This window comes from Chryseobacterium paludis (genome assembly GCF_025403485.1).
Taxonomy (GTDB): domain Bacteria; phylum Bacteroidota; class Bacteroidia; order Flavobacteriales; family Weeksellaceae; genus Chryseobacterium; species Chryseobacterium paludis.
The window spans coordinates 4,421,844-4,442,213 of record NZ_CP099966.1; the positions used below are offsets into that span (position 1 = coordinate 4,421,844).

Consider the following 20,370-nt stretch of genomic DNA (forward strand, 5'->3'; position numbering starts at 1 on the left):
TGTGTTTTTTAAAACGGTTTTAATTCTTATCAGATTTATTGAGGGAATAATAAATTCTGACATCACAAAAGTAATATTTTTTTACAACCAGTAACTTAGAATTAGTACTATAGTAATTATACTATATTTTTTAACCGTAGTAATACTTAACGACTCATTTCAAATGTTCTCCTATTTTTTAAATGGACATTAATTTAATAAAACTGAAGTCGTTCATATTTGGTTCATTTACAATAAAATATTATTAATTGAATAAAGTGCTTATTTTCAGGAGAATTAACAAAGGACGATATAGTGAATTATGAGAAAGTAATTAAGTTTTTTTTAAGGAAATATTAAACATTATGTGATGTAATGTTAATTGTATGTTACCGCAGTTCCTGTTTGTTGCTTCTAATTTTGCCATACAATTTAGAAGTATAAAAAATATGAAGCGAAAAATAATCTGTGCTTTTGCTCTTCTGTCATTTGGCTTGGCATTTTCACAGGAAACCAGCTCTAAAATTTTCGGAAGATTAAAAGGAATTAATTCTGAAGTTACTGTAAAAGTAATTCATGTTCCTACCAACAGTACCTTTGAAACAAAAAGTAATAACAAAGGACAATTCAGTTTGGATAATCTACAGCCCGGAGGACCTTATACAATAGAAATTTCCGATGGTTCACAAGTTATCTATTCGAATACAAATGTGCAACTTTCACTGGGAAGTAATGACTTACCGGTTGTAGAGATTAAAGACAGAGAAAAAGTAATAGATGAGGTAAAGCTCACTTCTAAAAGAACAACTGTAAAAAATGGTGTTGGAATTACCCAGGCACAAATTTCCGGACTTCCAAATATAAACCGAGGAATTCAGGACGTTACCAAGCTTGTTCCACAAAGTGCCAATAACTCTTTTAACGGAACTAACTTCCGTTATAACAACGTTACGATAGATGGATCAATTAATAATGATGCCATTGGTTTCAGTCCATCATTAGGAGGACAAACCGGAACATCGGGGATGCCGGGAAGTAGTACCCGTTCCAATTCAATAAGTTTGGATGCCATTCAGGACGTACAGGTATATATTGCTCCTTATGATGTTAAATTAGGAAACTTTCTTGGAGGAAGTATTAATGCTGTTACCCGCAGTGGTAGTAATAATGTAGAGGGATCTTTTTATGTGTATGGGCGTAACGCATCTATCACAGGAAGAAACAGAGCAGGTGATAATTCAAAAATGCCAAGTTCTTTTGAAGATTTTATTTATGGGGGTAGAGTAGGTTTGCCTATCGTAAAAGATAAAGTATTTTTATTCACCAATCTTGAATATACCAAAAGAACAGACCCTGTTTTCTATAATGCAAATGATCCCAACGGGCTGGTTAATGACGCGGTTGCCCAGCAAATTTCTGATTTTGTACGTACCAAATATGGCTTTAATACAGGAAGCTTTAACCAGTATAATAACTTTTCAGAAAGTGCTAAGCTTTTTAATAAAATCGATTGGAAGATCAATGATAAACACACGTTATCAATTAAGAATAATACGGTGTTTTCACAAGCTTCAAACCTTGAAAGAGATGGTGCTAATTTCAGATTTTCAAGCATGGACTTTATTCAGAAAAACAATGCTTCTACCACTACTTTGGAGCTGAAGAGCCGTTTTAATGATAAATGGAATAATAATTTGGTGCTAGGATACTCTTCTATAAATGATTACAGAGACCCTACTTCTTCCAATGCGATGTTCCCACAGGTGGAAATAGGATATAATGGCGGAACTATTTTATTAGGAAACGACAGAGAGGCTACGGTTTTCAATATGAAACAAAAAACGTTTGAAATTACCGATAACCTAACTTATAAAACAGGTAATCATACTTTCTTATTAGGAACACACAATGAATTATATAATATCGATTATGGTTTTGTAAATGCTCTTAATGGCAGGATTTCTTATAAGAGCCTTGCAGATTTCTACAATTCAAATCCTGCAAGAATAAGAGGAACCTATCCATTTAATGGAGACAGCAGAGAAACGATTTTCAATAACCCATACGCTTCATATAAAGTTAATCTTCTTTCATTATACTTTCAGGATGAGATCAACTGGGGAAGATTACGTTTGTCTCCTGGTGTAAGAGTAGATTATACTGATCTTCCAAATAAACCACTTTTAAGTACAAAGGTTAATAATTCTCCACAGGATCCTAATATGGGAAATACCTATAATTATACACCTTTAAGCCAGCTTACAAATAAATATCTTAATAAACCGACATTGTCTCCAAGATTAGGATTTACGTATGATCTTACGGAAGATAGATCTGTAGTGTTAAGAGGAGGTTCTGGTATTTTTGTGGGAAGAATTCCCTTTGCATGGTTAGGATATGCTTATTATAATGATGGGGTAGGTTTTGGAAGCTATGATTATAATGCACCAACTACAGCACAGCTTGCAGCTAATGGTGATCCATTGGTAAGTGGTAATTTTGCTAATTGGCAAAACTCTTCAAAAGTTCAGGTAGACCTTATTGATAATAATTTTAAAATGCCAAAAGTTTGGAGAAGCTCATTGGGCGTAGATTATACTGTTGGAGGATATAAACTGACATTAGAAGGTATCTATACTAAAGTACTTTATGATCTGAAATTCCAGCAGGTTAATAAAACAGATAATGTAACGTATTATAGCTATGATGTGAATCATCAGATGCCAATCTATACCACAAATATCAATAGTAATTTTTCTAATGCCTATCTTTTATCCAATACCAAGGAAGGGTATCGATATAACGTAACAGCACAGATTTCCAAGTCTTATAATTTCGGATTTAACTTCTTTGCAGCATATACGTATGGAGATGCAAAAGATATTACAAATGGTATCAGAAACTCTATGGAAAGTAATTGGCAGATGAATCAGTCTCTTACTCCTAATGATCCTCAGTTAACGACCTCTAATTTTGCCATTAAAAATAGAATTGTAGCAAATCTTGGCTATGGTTTAAATCTTTCTCAATCAAATAAATTATCAGCTAATGTATATTTCAATGCTCAATCGGGGAATCCTTTCTCTTGGGGCTTTGTGAACAGTACCATTGCTAATACAGGACAGGCTGCGGGATTGGCATATATCTTCAAAGATGCTACTGAAGCAGCTAAGTATATAGTTCCTATAAAAGATGCAGGAGGAACTGTTTTAGTAACGGCTCAACAGCAGATTGCTGATTATGAGAATTTTGTTAATAGTAATAAATATCTAAGCAGTAGAAGAGGAACATTTACTCAAAGAAATGGAGACGTTACACCATGGAATATACAGGCTGATATCAGAATTATGGATGAGATCAGATTGAGTGAAAAGTCTAAAAATACCTTACAGATTTCTTTAAGCATTATCAACTTTACAAATCTTTTAAATAAAGATTGGGGTAAAGTGTATTTTGTACCTAACACCTTCAACTCAACAGCCAGTGTGGGTCTTACGAAAGTTGGAAATGTAGCGACAGGGCAACCTGGGGCTGGAGATCCTACTTACAATTTTAAATCTCCGGGTTTACCTTATACCATTGATCAGTTTGCATCAAGGTTTCAGGCACAAGTGGGGGTTCGATATAATTTTTAATTTTTACTTTATATATTCTTTCAAGAGTCCAGATTTTCTTTCTGGGCTTTTTTATTTTATATAACCCTGTATTAAAGAATTTAATAAAAATAAAAAAAGCACGCTTTTAAACGTGCTTCATATATAAATGTTTATTATTTGTGGTCTAAGCTTCGCAGCTTGAACATGATACAAAGTTCACCATCATTTCTTTAGATACAGATGAGCTTCTTTGATAATATAATGTTTTTACTCCTTTTTTCCATGCTTCGATATATAGATAGTTTACATCTTTTACAGGCATTGTGGATGGAATTTGTAAATTCAATGATTGAGCCTGATCGATATACTGCTGTCTTTGAGCAGCCTGAGAAATAATCTCCATTGGAGAGATCTCCTTGAATGTTTTAAATACCGCTTTTTCTTCCTCTGTTAATTCAGTTAAATGCTGAACAGAACCATGATTCAACATGATCGTTCTCCATGTTTCTTCATTATCTAATCCTTTTTCTTCTAATAATTTTGCTAGATACTTGTTCTTACGCATAAAGTTTCCTTTAGCCAAACCAGCTTTATAATAATTAGACGCAAAAGGCTCAATTCCAGGAGAAGTTTGACCTAAAATAGCAGAACTTGAAGTCGTAGGAGCAATAGCCATTGTGGTTGTATTCCTCAATCCGTAACCTTTCAACAATTCAGGTTCTCCATAGATATTAGCTAATTCTCTTGAAGCTTGTTCTGATTGTTCTTTAATATGTTTGAAAGCTCTTGCATTGAATTGAGTTGCCTCAAAGCTTTCAAAAGGGATCATATTTTTTTGTAAATAAGAATGATATCCTAAAACTCCTAATCCAAGAGCTCTGTGGCGCATTGCAAAGTTTCTTGCTCCCTGTAGGTAATAGTTTCCTTCTGTTTTGTCAATAAATTCAGTTAAAACAGCATCCAGGAAATAAACAGCAAGTTTTACAGCATCAGTATCTTTCCATTCGTCATATAGTTCCAGGTTCATGGAAGATAAACAACAAATGAATGATTCTTCTCTTGTAGAAGGAAGCATGATTTCAGAACAAAGGTTACTTGCATTTACTGTTAATCCTAAATCCTTATAAACCTGTGGCTTGTTTCTGTTAACGTTATCTGTAAAGAAAATATAAGGAAGCCCTTTTTGTTGACGGCTTTCTAAAACTCTCGCCCATATTTTACGCTTATCCATATCACCATCGATCATATCCTGCATCCAGTAATCAGGAACGCAGATTCCCGTAAATAAATTCTGGATAGGACTTCCGATGTCTTTAATAGATAAAAATTCTTCAATGTCACCGTGGTCAATATCCAGGTAAGCTGCAAAAGCACCCCTTCTCACACCTCCTTGAGATACTACATCCATTGCTGTATCAAACAATTTCATGAAAGAAACAGCTCCCGAAGATTTTCCATTGTCAGTTACGGCAGTTCCTCTGTTACGAAGTTCTCCGAAATATCCTGAAGTTCCACCTCCAATTTTTGTCTGCATGATCACCTCACCCATTTTATGAGTAATTCCTTCAATACTATCTGGAATATGAACGTTGAAGCAAGAAATAGGAAGGCCTCTCTGAGTTCCCATATTTGCCCAAACCGGAGAAGAGAAACTGATCCAACCCTTAGTGATCATTTCTTTAAAAGCCGGTTGTAATTCTGGTTTATATAATTTTTTGGCAGCCGCAGTGGTAATTCTGTCGATAGCCCCGTCTACAGTTTCCCCTTTTAACAGATATCCTCTGTTTAGCATTTGCTCAGACTCCTCGTTGAGCCACCATATATTGGTACTTTGTTCCTCCATAGTTGTTATATTTTCGAATTCCAGGATGCCTATATCGTATATCCAGAAATTTTGTGTTATTAAATTGTTTGTAAGAATTCTACTTTGTGGGAATCATTCAGCCCACTCTCATCTCTTCGTTTTTGGAACTCTTTAAAAGATGGTGTATTCAAAACCTCATGTTGTACTTCTTCATTGATGTAATTGGAATAATGCAAAAATGTTACACCATCCTCTTTTACATATACTTTGTATTCAAATGTTGACTGATCCAATTGCTTGAAATCATCCAGAAACTTTTGAACATTCACTTTATTTTCTGAAACAAATTCAGGTTTTACAGTATAAGATACAATTACGTTGATCATCGTTTGTGCTTTGGTTATTATTACTCGGAATAACAGATTTGCTAATAAAGTTTTTGTCAGAAACCTGTTTTCAATTAAAACAAATCGTTTGCTGTAATACTCTTATCGTGTTTTGTGTAATCTACGGGTCTTTTAGCAAAGAAATCATCCATAGAGTTAGCGAAAACTTCTTCTTCAAACCATTTCATTGGTCGATACTGTTCAGGAGAAATGTTGTAACGAGTGTCCATATTGATTTTCTTTAAGCTGTCATCAACACGGTATTTCATGAAGTTTAACAAATCTTCTTTTGAGAAGACAGTTAATTCCCCTAATTCGAAGATCCAGTCTACAATTTCCCCTTCTAATTCTACAGATTGATCTACCAATGTATAGATATCTTCAATATCAGAATCCGTTAATAATTCCGGTTGTTCCTCACGGATTTTATTGATTAAATAAATTCCTGCATTAGCATGAATTTGTTCATCTATTGAAGTCCAAGCGATGATATTCGAAACATTTTTCATATACCCTTTAAATCTTGTGAAAGAAAGGATGATCGCAAATTGCGAGAAAAGAGATACGTTTTCGATCAGTATACTGAACAATAAAAGTGAAGAAACATATTCTTTCGGTGTTGAAGAATTAGCATGCTTAAGAACGTTTGACAAGAAGTCAATTCTCTTCTTCACAGCAGGAACTTCTATTACATTTGTGAATTCTTCATTATATCCTAGTACCTCTACTAGACGGGAATAAGCTTCAGAATGGCGAAATTCGCATTCTGCAAAAGTAGCTCCAAGACCGTTCAATTCAGGCTTTGGTAAGTGGTTGTATAGGTTTCCCCAGAATGTCTTTACAGACACCTCTATCTGTGCAATTGCTAAAAGTGCATTTTTCACAGCATTTTTTTCGTGCGGTTCTAACTGCGAATGAAAATCCTGAACATCTGCAGTAAAATCCACTTCCGAATGCACCCAAAACGATTTATTAATCGCTTCTACAAATTGAAGAACCTCAGGGTATTCAAATGGCTTGTAACTTACTCTCTTATCAAAAATTCCCATATTAAAATGTCTTTAAATTAAAATAATTAGATCACTGTGGATAAAAATCAAAGAATAAATAACGGCTTGATTTGTTGGAACTTATATTTAAAAGTTTTTCACAAGAAAAGTGTTTTTATTATTTGCTAGTGCGAAGCACAAAGTTCGAAAAAAAGAACTGATTTTGAAAGGGGTAAATACTAATTGGCTGACTTTTAACCGTAAAAGTTTTCCACATTTACATGAAACAAGCACTGATATTGGTTTACATAGAATAATACACCTGAAATAAATATTTTTGATAAGTTACAGTTAAACACATGTTCTTAAACATCTATTAATAAAGCTTAAATATATTAAACAGTAAAATATTATAATAAATTTTTATTCTTGTAACAAAATCAAAATATCTTCTACTTATTGAGTATAAAACATAGATCACTTAATGTTAGTAATTCAGGATTTAAATAAATCATACGATACAGGCAAAAGTAAACTGCACGTTCTCAAGGGTATTAATCTTAATATCGCTGAAGGTGAGTTTGTTTCCATCATGGGAAGTTCAGGTTCCGGAAAGTCCACACTCCTTAATATTATAGGTATTCTGGATGAAAAGGATTCTGGTACTTATGAGCTGGATGGAGTTCCAATCGAACATTTATCTGAAATAAAGGCTGCTGAATACAGAAGTAAATTCCTGGGATTTATTTTTCAGTCTTTTAACTTGATCGGATATAAAACAGCTTTAGATAATGTTGCCCTTCCTTTATATTACCAAAATGTACCAAGGAAAGAGCGTAACCAGAAAGCAATGGAATATTTGGAAAAAGTAGGTCTTGCTCAATGGGCGACCCACCTTCCAAACGAACTTTCAGGAGGACAGAAACAAAGAGTAGCTATTGCAAGAGCTTTGATTACCAATCCTAAAATTGTATTGGCAGATGAGCCTACGGGTGCTTTGGATTCAAAGACCACACATGATATTATGAAGCTGCTTCAGGATATTAATGATGAGGGAAAAACCATCATTGTGGTTACTCACGAACCAGACGTTGCGGCACAAACCAAAAGAAACGTTATTTTAAAAGATGGAATCATTGAAAGTGATGAGTTTATAAAGCAGGTTGTTTTGTAAATAGTGAATACTAAGGAGACTTTAAAAAAGTAAAAAAAGTAAAATTATGTTTGACCTGGATCGGTGGCAGGAAATATTCAGTTCTATTCGCAGTAATGTATTGCGAACGGTACTTTCTGGATTTACGGTAGCGTTGGGGTTATTTATCTTTATCGTTCTTTTTGGAATTGGTAAAGGTTTGCAAAATGCTTTTACAGAGGGTTTTGCACGAGATGCTCAAAACCTGATTTCCATTTTTACAGGAAAAACCACAGTTGCTTATAAAGGACTACAGTCTGATCGTACCGTTACGATGAATAATGATGACTATGATTTCCTGGTTAATGAGGATAAAGAAAAAGTAGGCTATTCTACTCCGAGATATCAGACTAGTTTATTAGTGAAGTATGGTAAGGAAAGTGGCAACTACCAGGTTAATGGAGGAGATCCTGAAGAAAAATTTATAGAGAACAGAAAGATTCTTGAGGGTCGTTACCTTAATCCTTCAGATCTTGACAGGAAACAAAATGTCGCTGTAATAGGGAGAATGGTGCAACGTGACTTGATCAAAAATGGAAGTCCTATAGGAAAAGACTTGAATATTAATGGAACCATGTTCAAGGTAGTTGGTGTATTTTCTGATGATGGTGGAGACTGGGATGAAAGACATATTTCGGTACCTATTACGACTTTACAGCAAATGAAGAAAGGGTCGGATACCGTAAGTACTGTGTATATTGCCTATAATGAGAAACTAAATCCTCAGGAAGCCATAAAATATGGTAATGAGCTTAAAGATAGATTAAAAGCCAGAAAAAGTGTTTCGCCAGATGATGAAAACGGAGTCCGGGTATGGAATAATGCCGAGAATATGAATGATACATTCATGTTTATGGCTGTACTTACAGGGATTGTAGGTTTTATTGGAATGGGAACCCTGATTGCCGGAATTATCGGAATCAGTAATATTATGGTTTACATTGTTAAAGAAAGAACCAAAGAAATTGGCGTGAGAAAAGCTATTGGTGCAAAACCCAGAAGTATTGTTGCTTTAATTGTTCAGGAAAGTGTAGTGATTACAGTAATTTCAGGACTTGTTGGAGTTGGCTTAGGAATATTGGCACTCAGCTTAATGGGAGACCGACTTGAGGAATATTTTATAAAAAACCCAAGTGTAGGAGGGACTGAGATCTTCATGGCATTTTTAGCTTTGGTATTTTCAGGGCTTATAGCAGGCTTTGTTCCCGCCTATAGAGCATCGAAAATTAAACCTATAGAAGCATTGCGATCAGAATAAAATCTGACAACTTATTTGATAATAATATAAAACGTATAATTCAAACTCATAACTAGCATCAATGAACATCTTATTTAAAAAGGATACCTGGCAGGAAATTTATTATTCATTGAGAAATAATAAACTTCGGACATTCCTTACCATGATCGGTGTGGGTTGGGGTATGTTTTTATATGTAAGTCTGCTTGGAGCAGCAAAAGGAATGGAGAATGGTTTTGATAAATTATTCTCAGGCTTTGCTACAAATTCTATTTTTCTATGGGCTCAGAAAACTTCCATTCCTTATGAAGGTTTTCCAAAAGGAAGAGAGATGAAACTACATCTGCCTGATATGGAAATGTTGAAGAGAAAAGTTCCTGAAATAGATTATATATCGCCACAAAATGCAAGAGGAAGTTTTACAGGAACACCTGGAGAAGCGATGTCAAAAAATGGTAAGAGTGCTACCTATTCACTTACTGGAGATTATCCTGTAGGAAATAAAATTTCTGAGAAAAAACTTATTTTCGGACGCTATATTAACGATGCCGATTTATCAGGAAATAAAAATGTAGCTGTAATTGGTGAGGAAGTGTATAAAAACTTTTTTGACTCTAAAAAGAAAGAAAATCCGATCGGAAAATCAATAAATATCAAAGGACTCTTTTTTAATATCATTGGTGTTTTCAGAGTGAAAAAGGGAGGCGGTTTTGAAAATGACCGTACCGTGTTTATTCCACTTTCTACCTACACGAAAATGTATAATGCCGGAGATAATATAGATATGTTTGCGATTGTAGGAAGGTCGGAAGCAGATCTAAAAGTGGTAGAGGAAAAAGTAAAACAAGTTTTAAAGCTTAAAAATAAAGTTTCACCAGAAGATACTAATGCTTTCGGAAGTTTCAATCTCGGAAAAGAATTTGGAAAATTAACCGGATTTTTAACAGGTATGCAGCTTTTGACGATTATTGTAGGAACATTAACGATTCTTGCAGGCGTTATTGCGATTTCAAATATCCTATTGATCACGGTAAAAGAAAGAACTAAGGAGATAGGAATCAGGAGAGCTTTAGGAGCAAAACCTTCTGAGGTAAGAAATCAGATTTTGCTGGAAAGTGTTGTTATAACACTGTCTTCGGGATTACTCGGGTTTATGTCTGGAATATTTGTGCTTATGATTCTGAATATGATAACGCAGAATCAGGATGCCTTTCCATTTTATAATCCCACGGTAAATTATGGGAATGTATTTGCCGCGATGGCGGTGATGGTGATTTTGGGACTTATTATTGGAATGATCCCTGCCCAGAGAGCTGTAAAAATAAGACCTATCGAGGCATTAAGATCTGAATAATTTGAAATTAATAATTGCAAGATTATCTTAAAATTTTAAACCATTTAAATAAAAAATAAACTAGATATATGAAAAAGAAATTCACTTGGAAAAAAGCCATTTATATACTGTTGGGGCTTTTATTTGCAGTGGCATTATTCTCAGGAATTGGTTATCTTATAAAATCTAATTCTAAAGAGAGTGAGGCTTTCCTTACGCGGAAACCAACGATCCAGAATATGGATGATAAAGTAATGGCGACAGGAAAAATTATCCCAAAAGAAGAAATTGAAATCAAACCGAACATTGCAGGTATCATTGATAAGATTTTAGTAGATGAAGGAGATAAAGTGGTCGCTGGACAATTGGTTGCTACAGTAAGGATTATTCCAAATATTGCTGATGTAAATAATGCGCAACAAGAAGTTGAAAACTCTCAGCTTCAGATCAATAATGCTAAGATGAATGTAGAAAATATGCAGAAGCAATTTGATATGCAGCAGAAATTATATAGTCAGGGAGTGATCTCAAAACAGGATTTTTTAAACTCTCAGCAGCAATTATATTCTCAGCAACAATCTCTTAAAAATGCAAATCAGCAATTTCAGACAGCACAAAAAAGATTGCAGATCGTGAAAACAGGTGCTACACCGGAATTGCAAGGTTTTGCGACAACTCAGATCCGTTCTAAAGCAGCAGGAACTGTTCTTGAGGTTCCTGTAAAAGTAGGAAGTCAGGTAATTGAGGCTAACTCTTTCAATGCCGGAACTACGATTTGTTCTATTGCAGATCTTAATTTGTTAATCTTCCAAGGGGAAATTGATGAAGCTCAGGCAGGAAAACTAAAGCAGGGAATGAATATGAATATCGTTATCGGTGCTCTGCAAAATAAAACATTCCCAGGGAAATTAACGATGATCGCTCCTAAAGGAAAAGACAATCTGGGTACCATAAAATTCCCGGTTGAAGGTGATGTATTTAATCCAAATAATGAGTATATCAGAGCAGGTTTTTCAGCCAATGGAGAGATCGTATTGAATTCTCAGAAAAATGCTTTACTATTGGATGAGTCACTTGTTCAATATGAAAAGAGTAATGGTAAGGACAAATCTTTTGTTGAAGTAAAACAGGCAGATGGAAAATTCAAAAAAGTATATGTGAAATTAGGTGCTAGCGATGGTATCAATGTACAGGTGCTTTCAGGAATCGATAAAAATTCTGAAGTCAAAGTTTGGAACCCTTCTGATAAAGACAAAGAAGAGCTTAAAGAAAAGAAAAAATAATAAACTAATCAGATAAATTTTATCTTGTCCCGGGAATTCTTTTCCGGGATTTTTTATGAGAAGTATTCCAGGGAGTATTCTTAAAATAATTATCTTAGATTTTAAAGGTTTTAGTAATGAAATTGAATTTTGAAATGTTTTACAAGAAAGGATTTTATAAATTTGAATTATTCATAATAACATAATTATGTGTAGATACGCAGGAAAAACATATAAATCTAATTACGCCTGTTTTAAATGTAGAAAATCCTTTAAACAAGTGAATCCTAATGATATTCTATTGAGAATAAAGAAGGATAAAGTCTTTCATGAGCTTAATGGAAAATCGATAAGGAAGGTCGGGCAAATTTTCACAAAAGCAGAAAGAAGTAAATTATTAGAATTGATTAATGAAATAGAGTCAAGACCAATAAAATGTCCCCAATGTGGAAGTCTTATGGCGGATTTAGGGAAGGATTTTAGAGTGCCTAGAAAAGCGGCAATTAAAGAATGGGAAATTGTAGAAGGGCTTTTTAGAACAGGTAGGTACTTTTATAGTTGTGGTTGTAATGGAATTGGATATATCCCACAAAATTTAAATGATTATAAGGATTATTTAAAAAAAGCATTGAATAAATATCAGGGTTGTATTATATATTATGAAGGTAAAACTGAGATTGAATATCCAGATAAAATGGAAAGGATAGATTATTGGAATCAGAAAATACACAATGTTAAAGATGAAATGATAAAACAGAAATTTGATATGAATTAATTTAGTGAATGATGAAAAAAAATATCCTCATTCTTTTTCTTTTTGTTGTGATTAAGTTTGTTCTTCAATATTCTTTGATAGGACCAGAATATGAACTGCATCGCGATGAATATTTGCATCTTGATCAGGCCAACCATTTGGCTTGGGGTTATTTATCAGTGCCGCCTCTCAATTCATGGTTAGCTTGGCTGGTTCAGCTTTTTGGAAATTCTGTTTTCTGGGTTAAATTTTTTCCCGCTCTGTTTGGTGCTTTAACGATTGTTGTGGTTTGGCAGATTATAGAAGAATTGAAGGGTAGTTTATACGCTCAGATTTTAGCTGCAACAGGGATTTTACTCTCCGTACTTCTTCGGTTAAATATGCTTTTTCAACCTACTTCTTTAGAAGTATTACTGTGGATATTAATGTATTATGTTCTTATTAGATATTTTAATACTGAAAAAGTGAAATGGCTTTATATTGGGGCTGTTATTTTTGGTCTGGGCTTTCTAAATAAATATAATATTGCATTCCTGCTCCTTGGTATTATTCCTGCTTTACTGATAAGTAAGCAAAGGAAGATATTTCTGAATCCTCACCTTTATTCAGCCAGTTTCCTTGCATTGCTTGTTATTTTGCCTAATCTATTATGGCAGTATCATAATGATTTTCCTGTGATTCATCACATGAAGGAGCTTTCAGAGAGGCAGCTGGCCCATGTTGATCGGTTTGATTTTCTAAAGTCTCAGATTTTATTTTTTGTAGGTTCTGTTTTTATCATTTTTGCGGGATTCTACGCATTGCTTTTTTATAAACCTTTTGAAAGATTCAGGTTTTTCTTTTGGAATTATGTATTTGTAATTGCATTATTCCTGTTTTTTAAAGCTAAAGACTATTATGCAATTGGTTTGTATCCTATTTATATTGCTTTTGGCTCTGTATATTTAGGCTGTCTTTTTGAAAAAGGCCGGACAAGAATTTTGCGGGCGATAGCGATAATGTTGCCAATACTGTTGTTCCTACCATTATATCAGGTGGCTTTTCCAAACAAAAGTCCTCGATATATTCTTGACCATCAGGAAAAGTATAAAAGATTTGGACTGCTACGTTGGGAGGATGGGAAAGATCATTCATTGCCACAAGATTTTGCAGATATGCAGGGGTGGAAAGAATTAGCTCAAAAAGTAGATAAAGAATATTCCAAATTATCAAAGACAGGAAAAACGCTAGTTCTATGCGACAATTATGGCCAGGCTGGATCTATTAATTACTATTCAAAGATGGGAATAAAGGCTGTCTCGTTTAATGCCGATTATATCAACTGGTTTAATCTGGACCAAAAATATTCTAACCTGATAAGAATAAAAGACAATGATTATAATGATGAATTAAAAGAGACTGGTCCATATTTTGAAATTTCAAAAAAGGTCGATTCGATTACCAATCCTTTTGCCAGAGAAAAAGGTACTCTTATTTTTAGTTTCAAAGAAGCGAAAATAGATATCAGGATGAAAATAAAAAAAGAAATTGATGATACTAAAAGTGAGTATTAAAAGTTTTATTTTTACTGAAAAGAAGTAAAAATGAAAGCATTTTTTAAAGTCCTGTGTTTATTCGTAATAACTGTTTTAAGTTGTAGTTTTCAGAAAGCCGGATCAATAGACCCTAAAGTTGTTTATGAATCTGAAAATCTGGTTGTCAGACAGTTATCTAAGAATGTTTATCAACATATTTCATATCTTAATACTGAAACATATGGGAAAGTTCCTTGTAACGGGATGGTTGTGAAAGATGGAAATGAAGCTGTTATTTTCGATACTCCGTCCGATGATACAAGTTCTGCAGAATTGATCAAATGGATTAAAGGTAGTCTGAATGCTAAAATTAATGCTGTCATAGCAACTCATTTTCATAATGACTGTGTAGGAGGTTTAAAAGAGTTTAGGAAGAATAATATCCCTTCTTATGCCAGTAATAAGACTATAGCATTGGCAAAAAAGAATAAATTTAACGTTCCTGATCGTGGATTTGATAATACTTTAACTTTACATGTTGGCAAGCAAAAAGTATATGCAACATTTTTTGGTGAAGGACACACCAGAGATAATGTGGTGGGATATTTTCCTAATGAGAATGTGATGTTTGGTGGGTGTTTAGTTAAAGAAGTTGATGCGACTAAAGGATATCTTGAAGATTCTAATGTAAAAGCATGGTCTGAAACTGTTGAAAAAGTAAAAAAAGCATATCCGGATGCAAAAATAGTAATTCCGGGGCACGGAGAAGTTGGAGGGCAGGAATTACTGGATTATACCATCAAGTTGTTTAAAGTAGAGTAGTTCTGCTAATCGGGATATAAGAAGTTTACGATTTTAACTGATTGAATACAATCGGTTTTTTTTGATTATTTTATTATTGCAATTTAGTTGCATTATTGAAAATTTATTCTATCTTTGTCATTGTAATTTTATTTAAAAACATGGAAAACGACAACTTTGATGTTATTATAATTGGAGGAAGTTATGCTGGGCTTTCTGCGGGAATGGCTCTGGGAAGATCCCTAAGAAATGTTTTAATTATTGATAGTGGAAGACCGTGTAATGAGCAAACGCCACATTCTCATAATTTTCTGACTCAGGATGGTAAAACACCACACGAGATTAGTAAGGAAGCAAGAAGACAGGTTGAAAAATATAATTCAGTACAATTTGACGATGATATCGTGGTAAGCGCAAAAAAAGCCACAAAAGGTTTTGAAGTGAAGACGTTGTCAGGAAAAAGATTTAAATCTAAGAAGCTAGTTATTGCTACGGGAATTAGAGACATAAAACCCGATATTCCAGGTTTTAATGAATGTTGGGGGATTTCTGTTCTGCATTGTCCGTATTGCCATGGATTTGAAGTTAAAAATGAAACCACAGGAATTATAGCCAATGGAGATTTTGCTTTTGAGTTTTCAAAAATGATCATTCACTGGACTAAGGATCTCAGTTTATTCACTAATGGAAAATCAGAGCTTACAGAAGATCAAATAAGACAATTGACCAGGAAAAATATTCAGATCAATGAAAATAAAATTGATCAATTAGAACATACGAATGGGAAAATTAAAAATATACTTTTTAAGGATGGAAGTAAACACCCATTAAAAGCTATTTATGCGAAAGTTCCTTTTGAACAAAACCTAAACGTTTCAGACGATTTAGGAGTTGAACTCACTGAATTTGGCCATATCAAAACAGACCCATTTTATAAAACAAATGTTTTCGGAGTGTATGCTTGTGGTGACAACTCATCCATGATGCGTTCTGTAGCTAATGCTGTGGGATCAGGAAATACAGTGGGAGCTATGGTAAATAAGGAACTAATTGAAGAAGAATTTTAATTAAATTTTAAGTGTTTTAGTAATTCCCTGTTGGACTAATACAACAGGGAGTTTTTTTGAAAAAATGCATAAAATGATATTGAAATTAAAGATATTTTATGAAATTTTATTCCAAAAATCATATTTAACCGTACTAAATTCTTGGGGGAAATTCCGTACATTTGGGGTGAAAAATCTCAAAAACTTAAAGTAAAATGGATATTATTTTCGACCTGATTGAAAAAGAAAGACAAAGACAAACCCATGGATTGGAGCTGATAGCATCGGAAAATTTTGTTTCTGATGATGTAATGAAGGCAATGGGTAGCGTATTGACTAACAAATATGCAGAGGGATACCCTGGTAAAAGGTACTACGGTGGATGTGAAGTAGTAGATGAGGTCGAAACTTTAGCAATAAACAGAGCAAAAGAACTTTTTGGAGTTGATTATGTAAATGTTCAGCCTCATTCCGGTTCACAAGCTAATGCTGCAATTTATCTTGCAGTTTTAAAACCTGGAGATAAAATTATGGGGATGGATCTTTCTATGGGTGGACACTTAACTCATGGATCAGCCGTTAATTTTTCAGGAATTCAATATAATGTTGTTTCTTATGGTGTACAACAGGAAACTGGTTTGATTGATTATGATCAAATGAGAGAAGTTGCTTTAAGAGAAAGACCAAAAATGCTTATCGCTGGTTTTTCAGCGTATTCCAGAGATTTAGATTATGCAAAATTTAGAGAAGTTGCCGATGAGATCGGAGCTACTCTTTGGGCCGATATTGCACATCCTGCAGGTTTAGTTGCAAAAGGATTGCTGAATTCTCCTTTTGAACATTGTCATGTTGTAACAACAACTACTCATAAAACACTAAGAGGTCCTAGAGGTGGAATGATCATGATGGGTAAAGATTTCGAAAATACCTATGGACACAAGACTCCAAAAGGGGAGACCAAAATGATGAGCCAGGTTTTAGATGGTGCTGTTTTCCCTGGAATTCAAGGGGGACCGCTTGAGCATGTTATTGCAGGTAAAGCTATTGCTTTTGGAGAAGCTCTAGATGTGAAGTTTGAAATATACGCTAAACAGGTTCAGTCGAATGCTCAGGCTTTAGCAAAAGCCATGATCAGTAGAGGTTTTGATATTGTAAGTGGTGGGACTGATAATCATTTAATGCTAGTAGATCTTAGAAACAAGGGAGTAAATGGGAAAGAGACAGAAAAAGCGTTAGTACTGGCTGACATTACCTGTAATAAGAATATGGTTCCTTTTGATGATAAATCACCGTTTACTACATCTGGTATTAGATTAGGTACTGCTGCTATCACGACAAGAGGACTGAAAGAACAAGATATGGAGACTATTTCAGAATTGATTTCTGAAGTTGTTGATAATATTAAAAATGAAGAAGTTCTTACATCTGTAAGAAAGAAAGTAAATGAATTAATGGAAGGAAAAGCTTTGTTTAATTACTAATTCTTACCTGAACCAAATATAAAGAATGAGCAATCGCTCATTCTTTTTTTGTAAATATATGGAGAAGAAGTCTTATACTTTTGAGGAGATTAAACAGAAACTGGTAAACTATTGTGTTTATCAGGATCGCTGTCATGCCGAAGTGGAGCAGAAGATGAGGGAATTTTTATTGATTCCTGAAGCTAAGGAAGAAATTTTTTTATATCTGCTAAAAGAAAATTACTTAAATGAGGAAAGGTTTACCAGAAGTTATATCAGAGGGAAGTTTTATATAAAACATTGGGGGCGAAATAAGATCAAGATCAACTTAAAACAAAAACAGATCTCTGAAAAATTGATCAGTTCATGTTTTGATGAGATAGATGAGGCAGATTATCATAAAGCTCTTAAGAAGGCATTTGAAGATTACTACTCTAAACAGAAAGGCTTAAAAGAATATCAAAAAAAATCTAAGACCATAAAATATCTGATGAGTAAAGGTTTTGAATATGAAATTATTCTTGAAATATTAGAAAATTAATAAATAAATAATTTACTAAAAGATTGTTTTTAGTTTAAAAAAAATAGTTTTGCTAGAATTTTAAATATACTATTTATATAATAAAGATGACTATATTACTTACTGCGTTTTTAGATTAAATAATTGGGGTTGAAATTATAAGCCTTTTATATGTAATATCTTACATGATTTTATTAAAAAAAAATTAAATTTTTAAAGAGAAGATACCATAAGTGGCACGAAAAATGCATGTGGTTTGCAATATTTGTATTTTGGGATTTGTATCCAGAAAAGAATAAAAATAAAATATAAATTAGACTAAAAAAATGTGAATTATATATAATATTACTGTTATATGCAATAATATTAGAAAGAAGATGTTTTAATAGGAATAGATCATGTAAAAAAAAAGAATTTAATTATTGTGTTTAGAATTATGAATATTATCTATTACCTTTGCCAAGCTAATAAAATCACTTAATGTTGAATGAAAAAGTTGCATGACGCTTTTAATGCTCTTTACAATGGCGATAACATTGTGAAAATCACCAAATTGAGATATATACCGAGGTGGTTGGTTATTCTTATTGATATCCTGATTGTTTTGATTTCCATACTGCTTTCACGCCTTTTCTTAAGAAATTTGGATGTGAAGGTTAATTTTCCGGAATATACAGTTCAAAAAAGGTTTTTACTGATCGGAACGAATATTTTATTTATGTATGTTTTTAAAACGTACGCTGGGATTATCAGACATTCCACTTTTTTCGATTTCTTTAAAATTATTTTATCTTCTGGAAGTACACTGGTTTCTCTTTTAGTGATTAACTATTTGTGGCAATTAGGAGTGGGGAGATCATTATTTTTATATCCTAATCTGTTTTTGTATTTCCTTATCTCGGTTTCTATAATGTTCTTTTTTAGAATGGTAACAAAACAGTTCTTTAATATTCTTATTGATATTAAAGGAGCATCTTCTAAAGTTAGAATAGCTGTTGTTGGTGTTGGTGAAGCTTCTGTAGCTTTAGCACGAGCAATTATGCATAATCCAAATTATCCATATCGACTACAAGGATTTCTTACGGGAAGATCTGATTCCAATCGAGCCTTATTATTAGGATATAAGATATATAATAAAAGTCAGTTCTTTACTAGTGAAAAGCTTATAAAACAATTTGATGCTGTCTTACTGATTAAAGAGATCATGACAAAGCAGGAGATTGAAGAATGGATGACACTGGCTTTAGATAATGGACTTAAAGTACTAAAAGCACCTACGCTTAGCAAAATGCGAGATAGTGACTTAGTGGGTGGTATTAGTCAACTTCAGATTGAAGATTTACTAAATCGTAAACCTATTAAAATAGAAAGTGAGGATGTTACAAAAAGACATTTTGAAAAAAATGTATTGGTAACTGGAGGAGCGGGTTCTATTGGTAGCGAAATCGTAAGACAGGTAGCACAGTTTAATCCTTCATTGATTGTTGTGCTGGATCAAGCTGAATCACCCTTATATGAACTGGAATTGGAACTTTTGGAAAAATTCCCAGATCAAAGGTTTAAGTTTGTATTGGCTGATATATCTAATAGTTACAGATTAGAAAAAGTATTTGAAGATTATCAGTTTTCTATGGTTTATCATGCAGCGGCATATAAACATGTGCCACTAATAGAAGAAAATCCTCATGAAGCTATTTTTGTGAATATTCTAGGAACTAAGAACCTATCCTTACTATCCAAAAAATATAAAGTAAATCGTTTTGTAATGGTTTCTACAGATAAGGCAGTAAACCCAACTAATGTAATGGGTGCTTCAAAAAGAGCTGCGGAATTATTTGTGCAATCTCTACAAAACTCACCTGGAAATACTACAAAATTTATTACAACTCGTTTTGGAAATGTATTGGGATCCAATGGTTCAGTAATTCCACACTTTAGAAAGCAAATTGAAAAAGGAGGTCCTGTAACTATTACACATCCTGATATCATTCGATATTTTATGACAATTCCAGAAGCTTGCGAGTTAGTACTTCAAGCTGGAACAATGGGGAATGGTGGAGAAATCTATGTATTCGATATGGGTGAACCCGTTAAGATCTTAGATTTAGCAAAAAGAATGATAAGATTATCAGGCTATACTCCTGATGTAGATATTAAAATTACGTTTATTGGATTGAGACCTGGTGAAAAACTATATGAAGAGCTTTTAAGCAATAATACAGTTACAATTCCTACCCATCACGAGAAAATTTTAATTTCAAGAGATCCTTTAATGGAATTTGATGAAGTAGATGTCTTAAGTAAACAGATTATTCTGGCTGCTGTAAAAAGAGATAAGTTACAGGTGGTTAGGATACTTAAAACGATTGTTCCTGAATTTATAAGTAATAATTCGGAATTTGAGATTTTGGATAAAGAACCTGAGGTTAACAGCTCAATATAATATATTATTTGTAATAAGAAATCATAGCAAATTTTGCTTAAAAATTAATTATCC

Annotated in this window: 15 protein-coding genes; 12 read left to right on the plus strand and 3 right to left on the minus strand. The window is 33.5% G+C overall.

The window, feature by feature from the left end:
• Positions 1–428: 428 nt before the first annotated feature.
• Entirely contained in the window at positions 429–3,614 is a 3,186-nt protein-coding gene (locus NG806_RS20110; protein ID WP_214832751.1) for a TonB-dependent receptor, read from the plus strand.
• A 145-nt stretch (positions 3,615–3,759) separates the two neighbouring features.
• On the opposite strand, the gene NG806_RS20115 is transcribed toward NG806_RS20110, so the two are convergent.
• The 3 genes from NG806_RS20115 to NG806_RS20125 form a co-directional block, all read right to left on the minus strand.
• A complete protein-coding gene (locus NG806_RS20115) occupies positions 3,760–5,418 on the minus strand; it encodes a ribonucleoside-diphosphate reductase subunit alpha (RefSeq protein ID WP_214832749.1) in 1,659 nt (552 codons plus the stop codon).
• A gap of 59 nt (positions 5,419–5,477) precedes the next feature.
• Positions 5,478–5,765, minus strand: coding sequence for a hypothetical protein (locus NG806_RS20120; RefSeq protein ID WP_214832746.1), 288 nt, complete (start codon positions 5,763–5,765; stop codon positions 5,478–5,480).
• Positions 5,766–5,839: 74 nt separating this feature from the next.
• Positions 5,840–6,814, minus strand: coding sequence for a ribonucleotide-diphosphate reductase subunit beta (locus NG806_RS20125; protein WP_214832744.1), 975 nt, complete (start codon positions 6,812–6,814; stop codon positions 5,840–5,842).
• A gap of 424 nt (positions 6,815–7,238) precedes the next feature.
• Between NG806_RS20125 and NG806_RS20130 the strand changes: the two genes are divergently transcribed.
• The 11 genes from NG806_RS20130 (at position 7,239) to NG806_RS20180 (ending at position 20,316) form a co-directional block, all read left to right on the plus strand.
• On the plus strand, positions 7,239–7,928 hold the full coding sequence (locus NG806_RS20130; protein WP_214832742.1) for an ABC transporter ATP-binding protein: 690 nt from the start codon (positions 7,239–7,241) through the stop codon (positions 7,926–7,928).
• A gap of 46 nt (positions 7,929–7,974) precedes the next feature.
• Positions 7,975–9,204 carry an ABC transporter permease gene (locus NG806_RS20135; protein WP_214832740.1) on the plus strand — a complete coding sequence of 410 codons (1,230 nt, stop codon included), beginning with the start codon at positions 7,975–7,977 and terminating at the stop codon, positions 9,202–9,204.
• Positions 9,205–9,265: 61 nt separating this feature from the next.
• Positions 9,266–10,537 carry an ABC transporter permease gene (locus tag NG806_RS20140; protein ID WP_214832738.1) on the plus strand — a complete coding sequence of 424 codons (1,272 nt, stop codon included), beginning with the start codon at positions 9,266–9,268 and terminating at the stop codon, positions 10,535–10,537.
• 68 nt (positions 10,538–10,605) lie between these two features.
• The gene (locus NG806_RS20145; protein ID WP_214832736.1) at positions 10,606–11,799 is read left to right on the plus strand and encodes an efflux RND transporter periplasmic adaptor subunit; all 1,194 of its coding nucleotides are present in this window, start codon (positions 10,606–10,608) and stop codon (positions 11,797–11,799) included.
• Positions 11,800–11,986: 187 nt separating this feature from the next.
• A complete protein-coding gene (locus NG806_RS20150) occupies positions 11,987–12,553 on the plus strand; it encodes a hypothetical protein (protein WP_214832734.1) in 567 nt (188 codons plus the stop codon).
• Positions 12,554–12,564: 11 nt separating this feature from the next.
• A complete protein-coding gene (locus tag NG806_RS20155) occupies positions 12,565–14,085 on the plus strand; it encodes a glycosyltransferase family 39 protein (protein ID WP_261511145.1) in 1,521 nt (506 codons plus the stop codon).
• A 30-nt stretch (positions 14,086–14,115) separates the two neighbouring features.
• On the plus strand, positions 14,116–14,868 hold the full coding sequence (gene bla / locus NG806_RS20160) for a subclass B1 metallo-beta-lactamase (RefSeq protein WP_214832730.1): 753 nt from the start codon (positions 14,116–14,118) through the stop codon (positions 14,866–14,868).
• Between the two features lie 140 nt (positions 14,869–15,008).
• The gene (locus NG806_RS20165; protein WP_261511146.1) at positions 15,009–15,914 is read left to right on the plus strand and encodes an NAD(P)/FAD-dependent oxidoreductase; all 906 of its coding nucleotides are present in this window, start codon (positions 15,009–15,011) and stop codon (positions 15,912–15,914) included.
• A gap of 194 nt (positions 15,915–16,108) precedes the next feature.
• Entirely contained in the window at positions 16,109–17,374 is a 1,266-nt protein-coding gene (gene glyA, locus NG806_RS20170; RefSeq protein WP_214832726.1) for a serine hydroxymethyltransferase, read from the plus strand.
• A 58-nt stretch (positions 17,375–17,432) separates the two neighbouring features.
• Positions 17,433–17,894, plus strand: a complete 462-nt coding sequence (locus NG806_RS20175; RefSeq protein ID WP_214832724.1) for a regulatory protein RecX — start codon at positions 17,433–17,435, stop codon at positions 17,892–17,894.
• A 466-nt stretch (positions 17,895–18,360) separates the two neighbouring features.
• Complete coding sequence (locus tag NG806_RS20180) at positions 18,361–20,316, plus strand: polysaccharide biosynthesis protein (RefSeq protein WP_214832722.1); 1,956 nt, start codon at positions 18,361–18,363, stop codon at positions 20,314–20,316.
• Positions 20,317–20,370: the final 54 nt, after the last annotated feature.

What these genes read in the sequence shown, in the direction of transcription:
- NG806_RS20110 (WP_214832751.1), top strand. Translation starts at nt 429, where the DNA reads ATGAAGCGAAAAATAATCTGTGCTTTTGCTCTTCTGTCATTTGGCTTG.
- NG806_RS20115 (WP_214832749.1), bottom strand. Translation starts at nt 5,418, where the DNA reads ATGGAGGAACAAAGTACCAATATATGGTGGCTCAACGAGGAGTCTGAG.
- NG806_RS20120 (WP_214832746.1), bottom strand. Translation starts at nt 5,765, where the DNA reads ATGATCAACGTAATTGTATCTTATACTGTAAAACCTGAATTTGTTTCA.
- NG806_RS20125 (WP_214832744.1), bottom strand. Translation starts at nt 6,814, where the DNA reads ATGGGAATTTTTGATAAGAGAGTAAGTTACAAGCCATTTGAATACCCT.
- NG806_RS20130 (WP_214832742.1), top strand. Translation starts at nt 7,239, where the DNA reads ATGTTAGTAATTCAGGATTTAAATAAATCATACGATACAGGCAAAAGT.
- NG806_RS20135 (WP_214832740.1), top strand. Translation starts at nt 7,975, where the DNA reads ATGTTTGACCTGGATCGGTGGCAGGAAATATTCAGTTCTATTCGCAGT.
- NG806_RS20140 (WP_214832738.1), top strand. Translation starts at nt 9,266, where the DNA reads ATGAACATCTTATTTAAAAAGGATACCTGGCAGGAAATTTATTATTCA.
- NG806_RS20145 (WP_214832736.1), top strand. Translation starts at nt 10,606, where the DNA reads ATGAAAAAGAAATTCACTTGGAAAAAAGCCATTTATATACTGTTGGGG.
- NG806_RS20150 (WP_214832734.1), top strand. Translation starts at nt 11,987, where the DNA reads ATGTGTAGATACGCAGGAAAAACATATAAATCTAATTACGCCTGTTTT.
- NG806_RS20155 (WP_261511145.1), top strand. Translation starts at nt 12,565, where the DNA reads ATGAAAAAAAATATCCTCATTCTTTTTCTTTTTGTTGTGATTAAGTTT.
- bla (WP_214832730.1), top strand. Translation starts at nt 14,116, where the DNA reads ATGAAAGCATTTTTTAAAGTCCTGTGTTTATTCGTAATAACTGTTTTA.
- NG806_RS20165 (WP_261511146.1), top strand. Translation starts at nt 15,009, where the DNA reads ATGGAAAACGACAACTTTGATGTTATTATAATTGGAGGAAGTTATGCT.
- glyA (WP_214832726.1), top strand. Translation starts at nt 16,109, where the DNA reads ATGGATATTATTTTCGACCTGATTGAAAAAGAAAGACAAAGACAAACC.
- NG806_RS20175 (WP_214832724.1), top strand. Translation starts at nt 17,433, where the DNA reads ATGGAGAAGAAGTCTTATACTTTTGAGGAGATTAAACAGAAACTGGTA.
- NG806_RS20180 (WP_214832722.1), top strand. Translation starts at nt 18,361, where the DNA reads ATGAAAAAGTTGCATGACGCTTTTAATGCTCTTTACAATGGCGATAAC.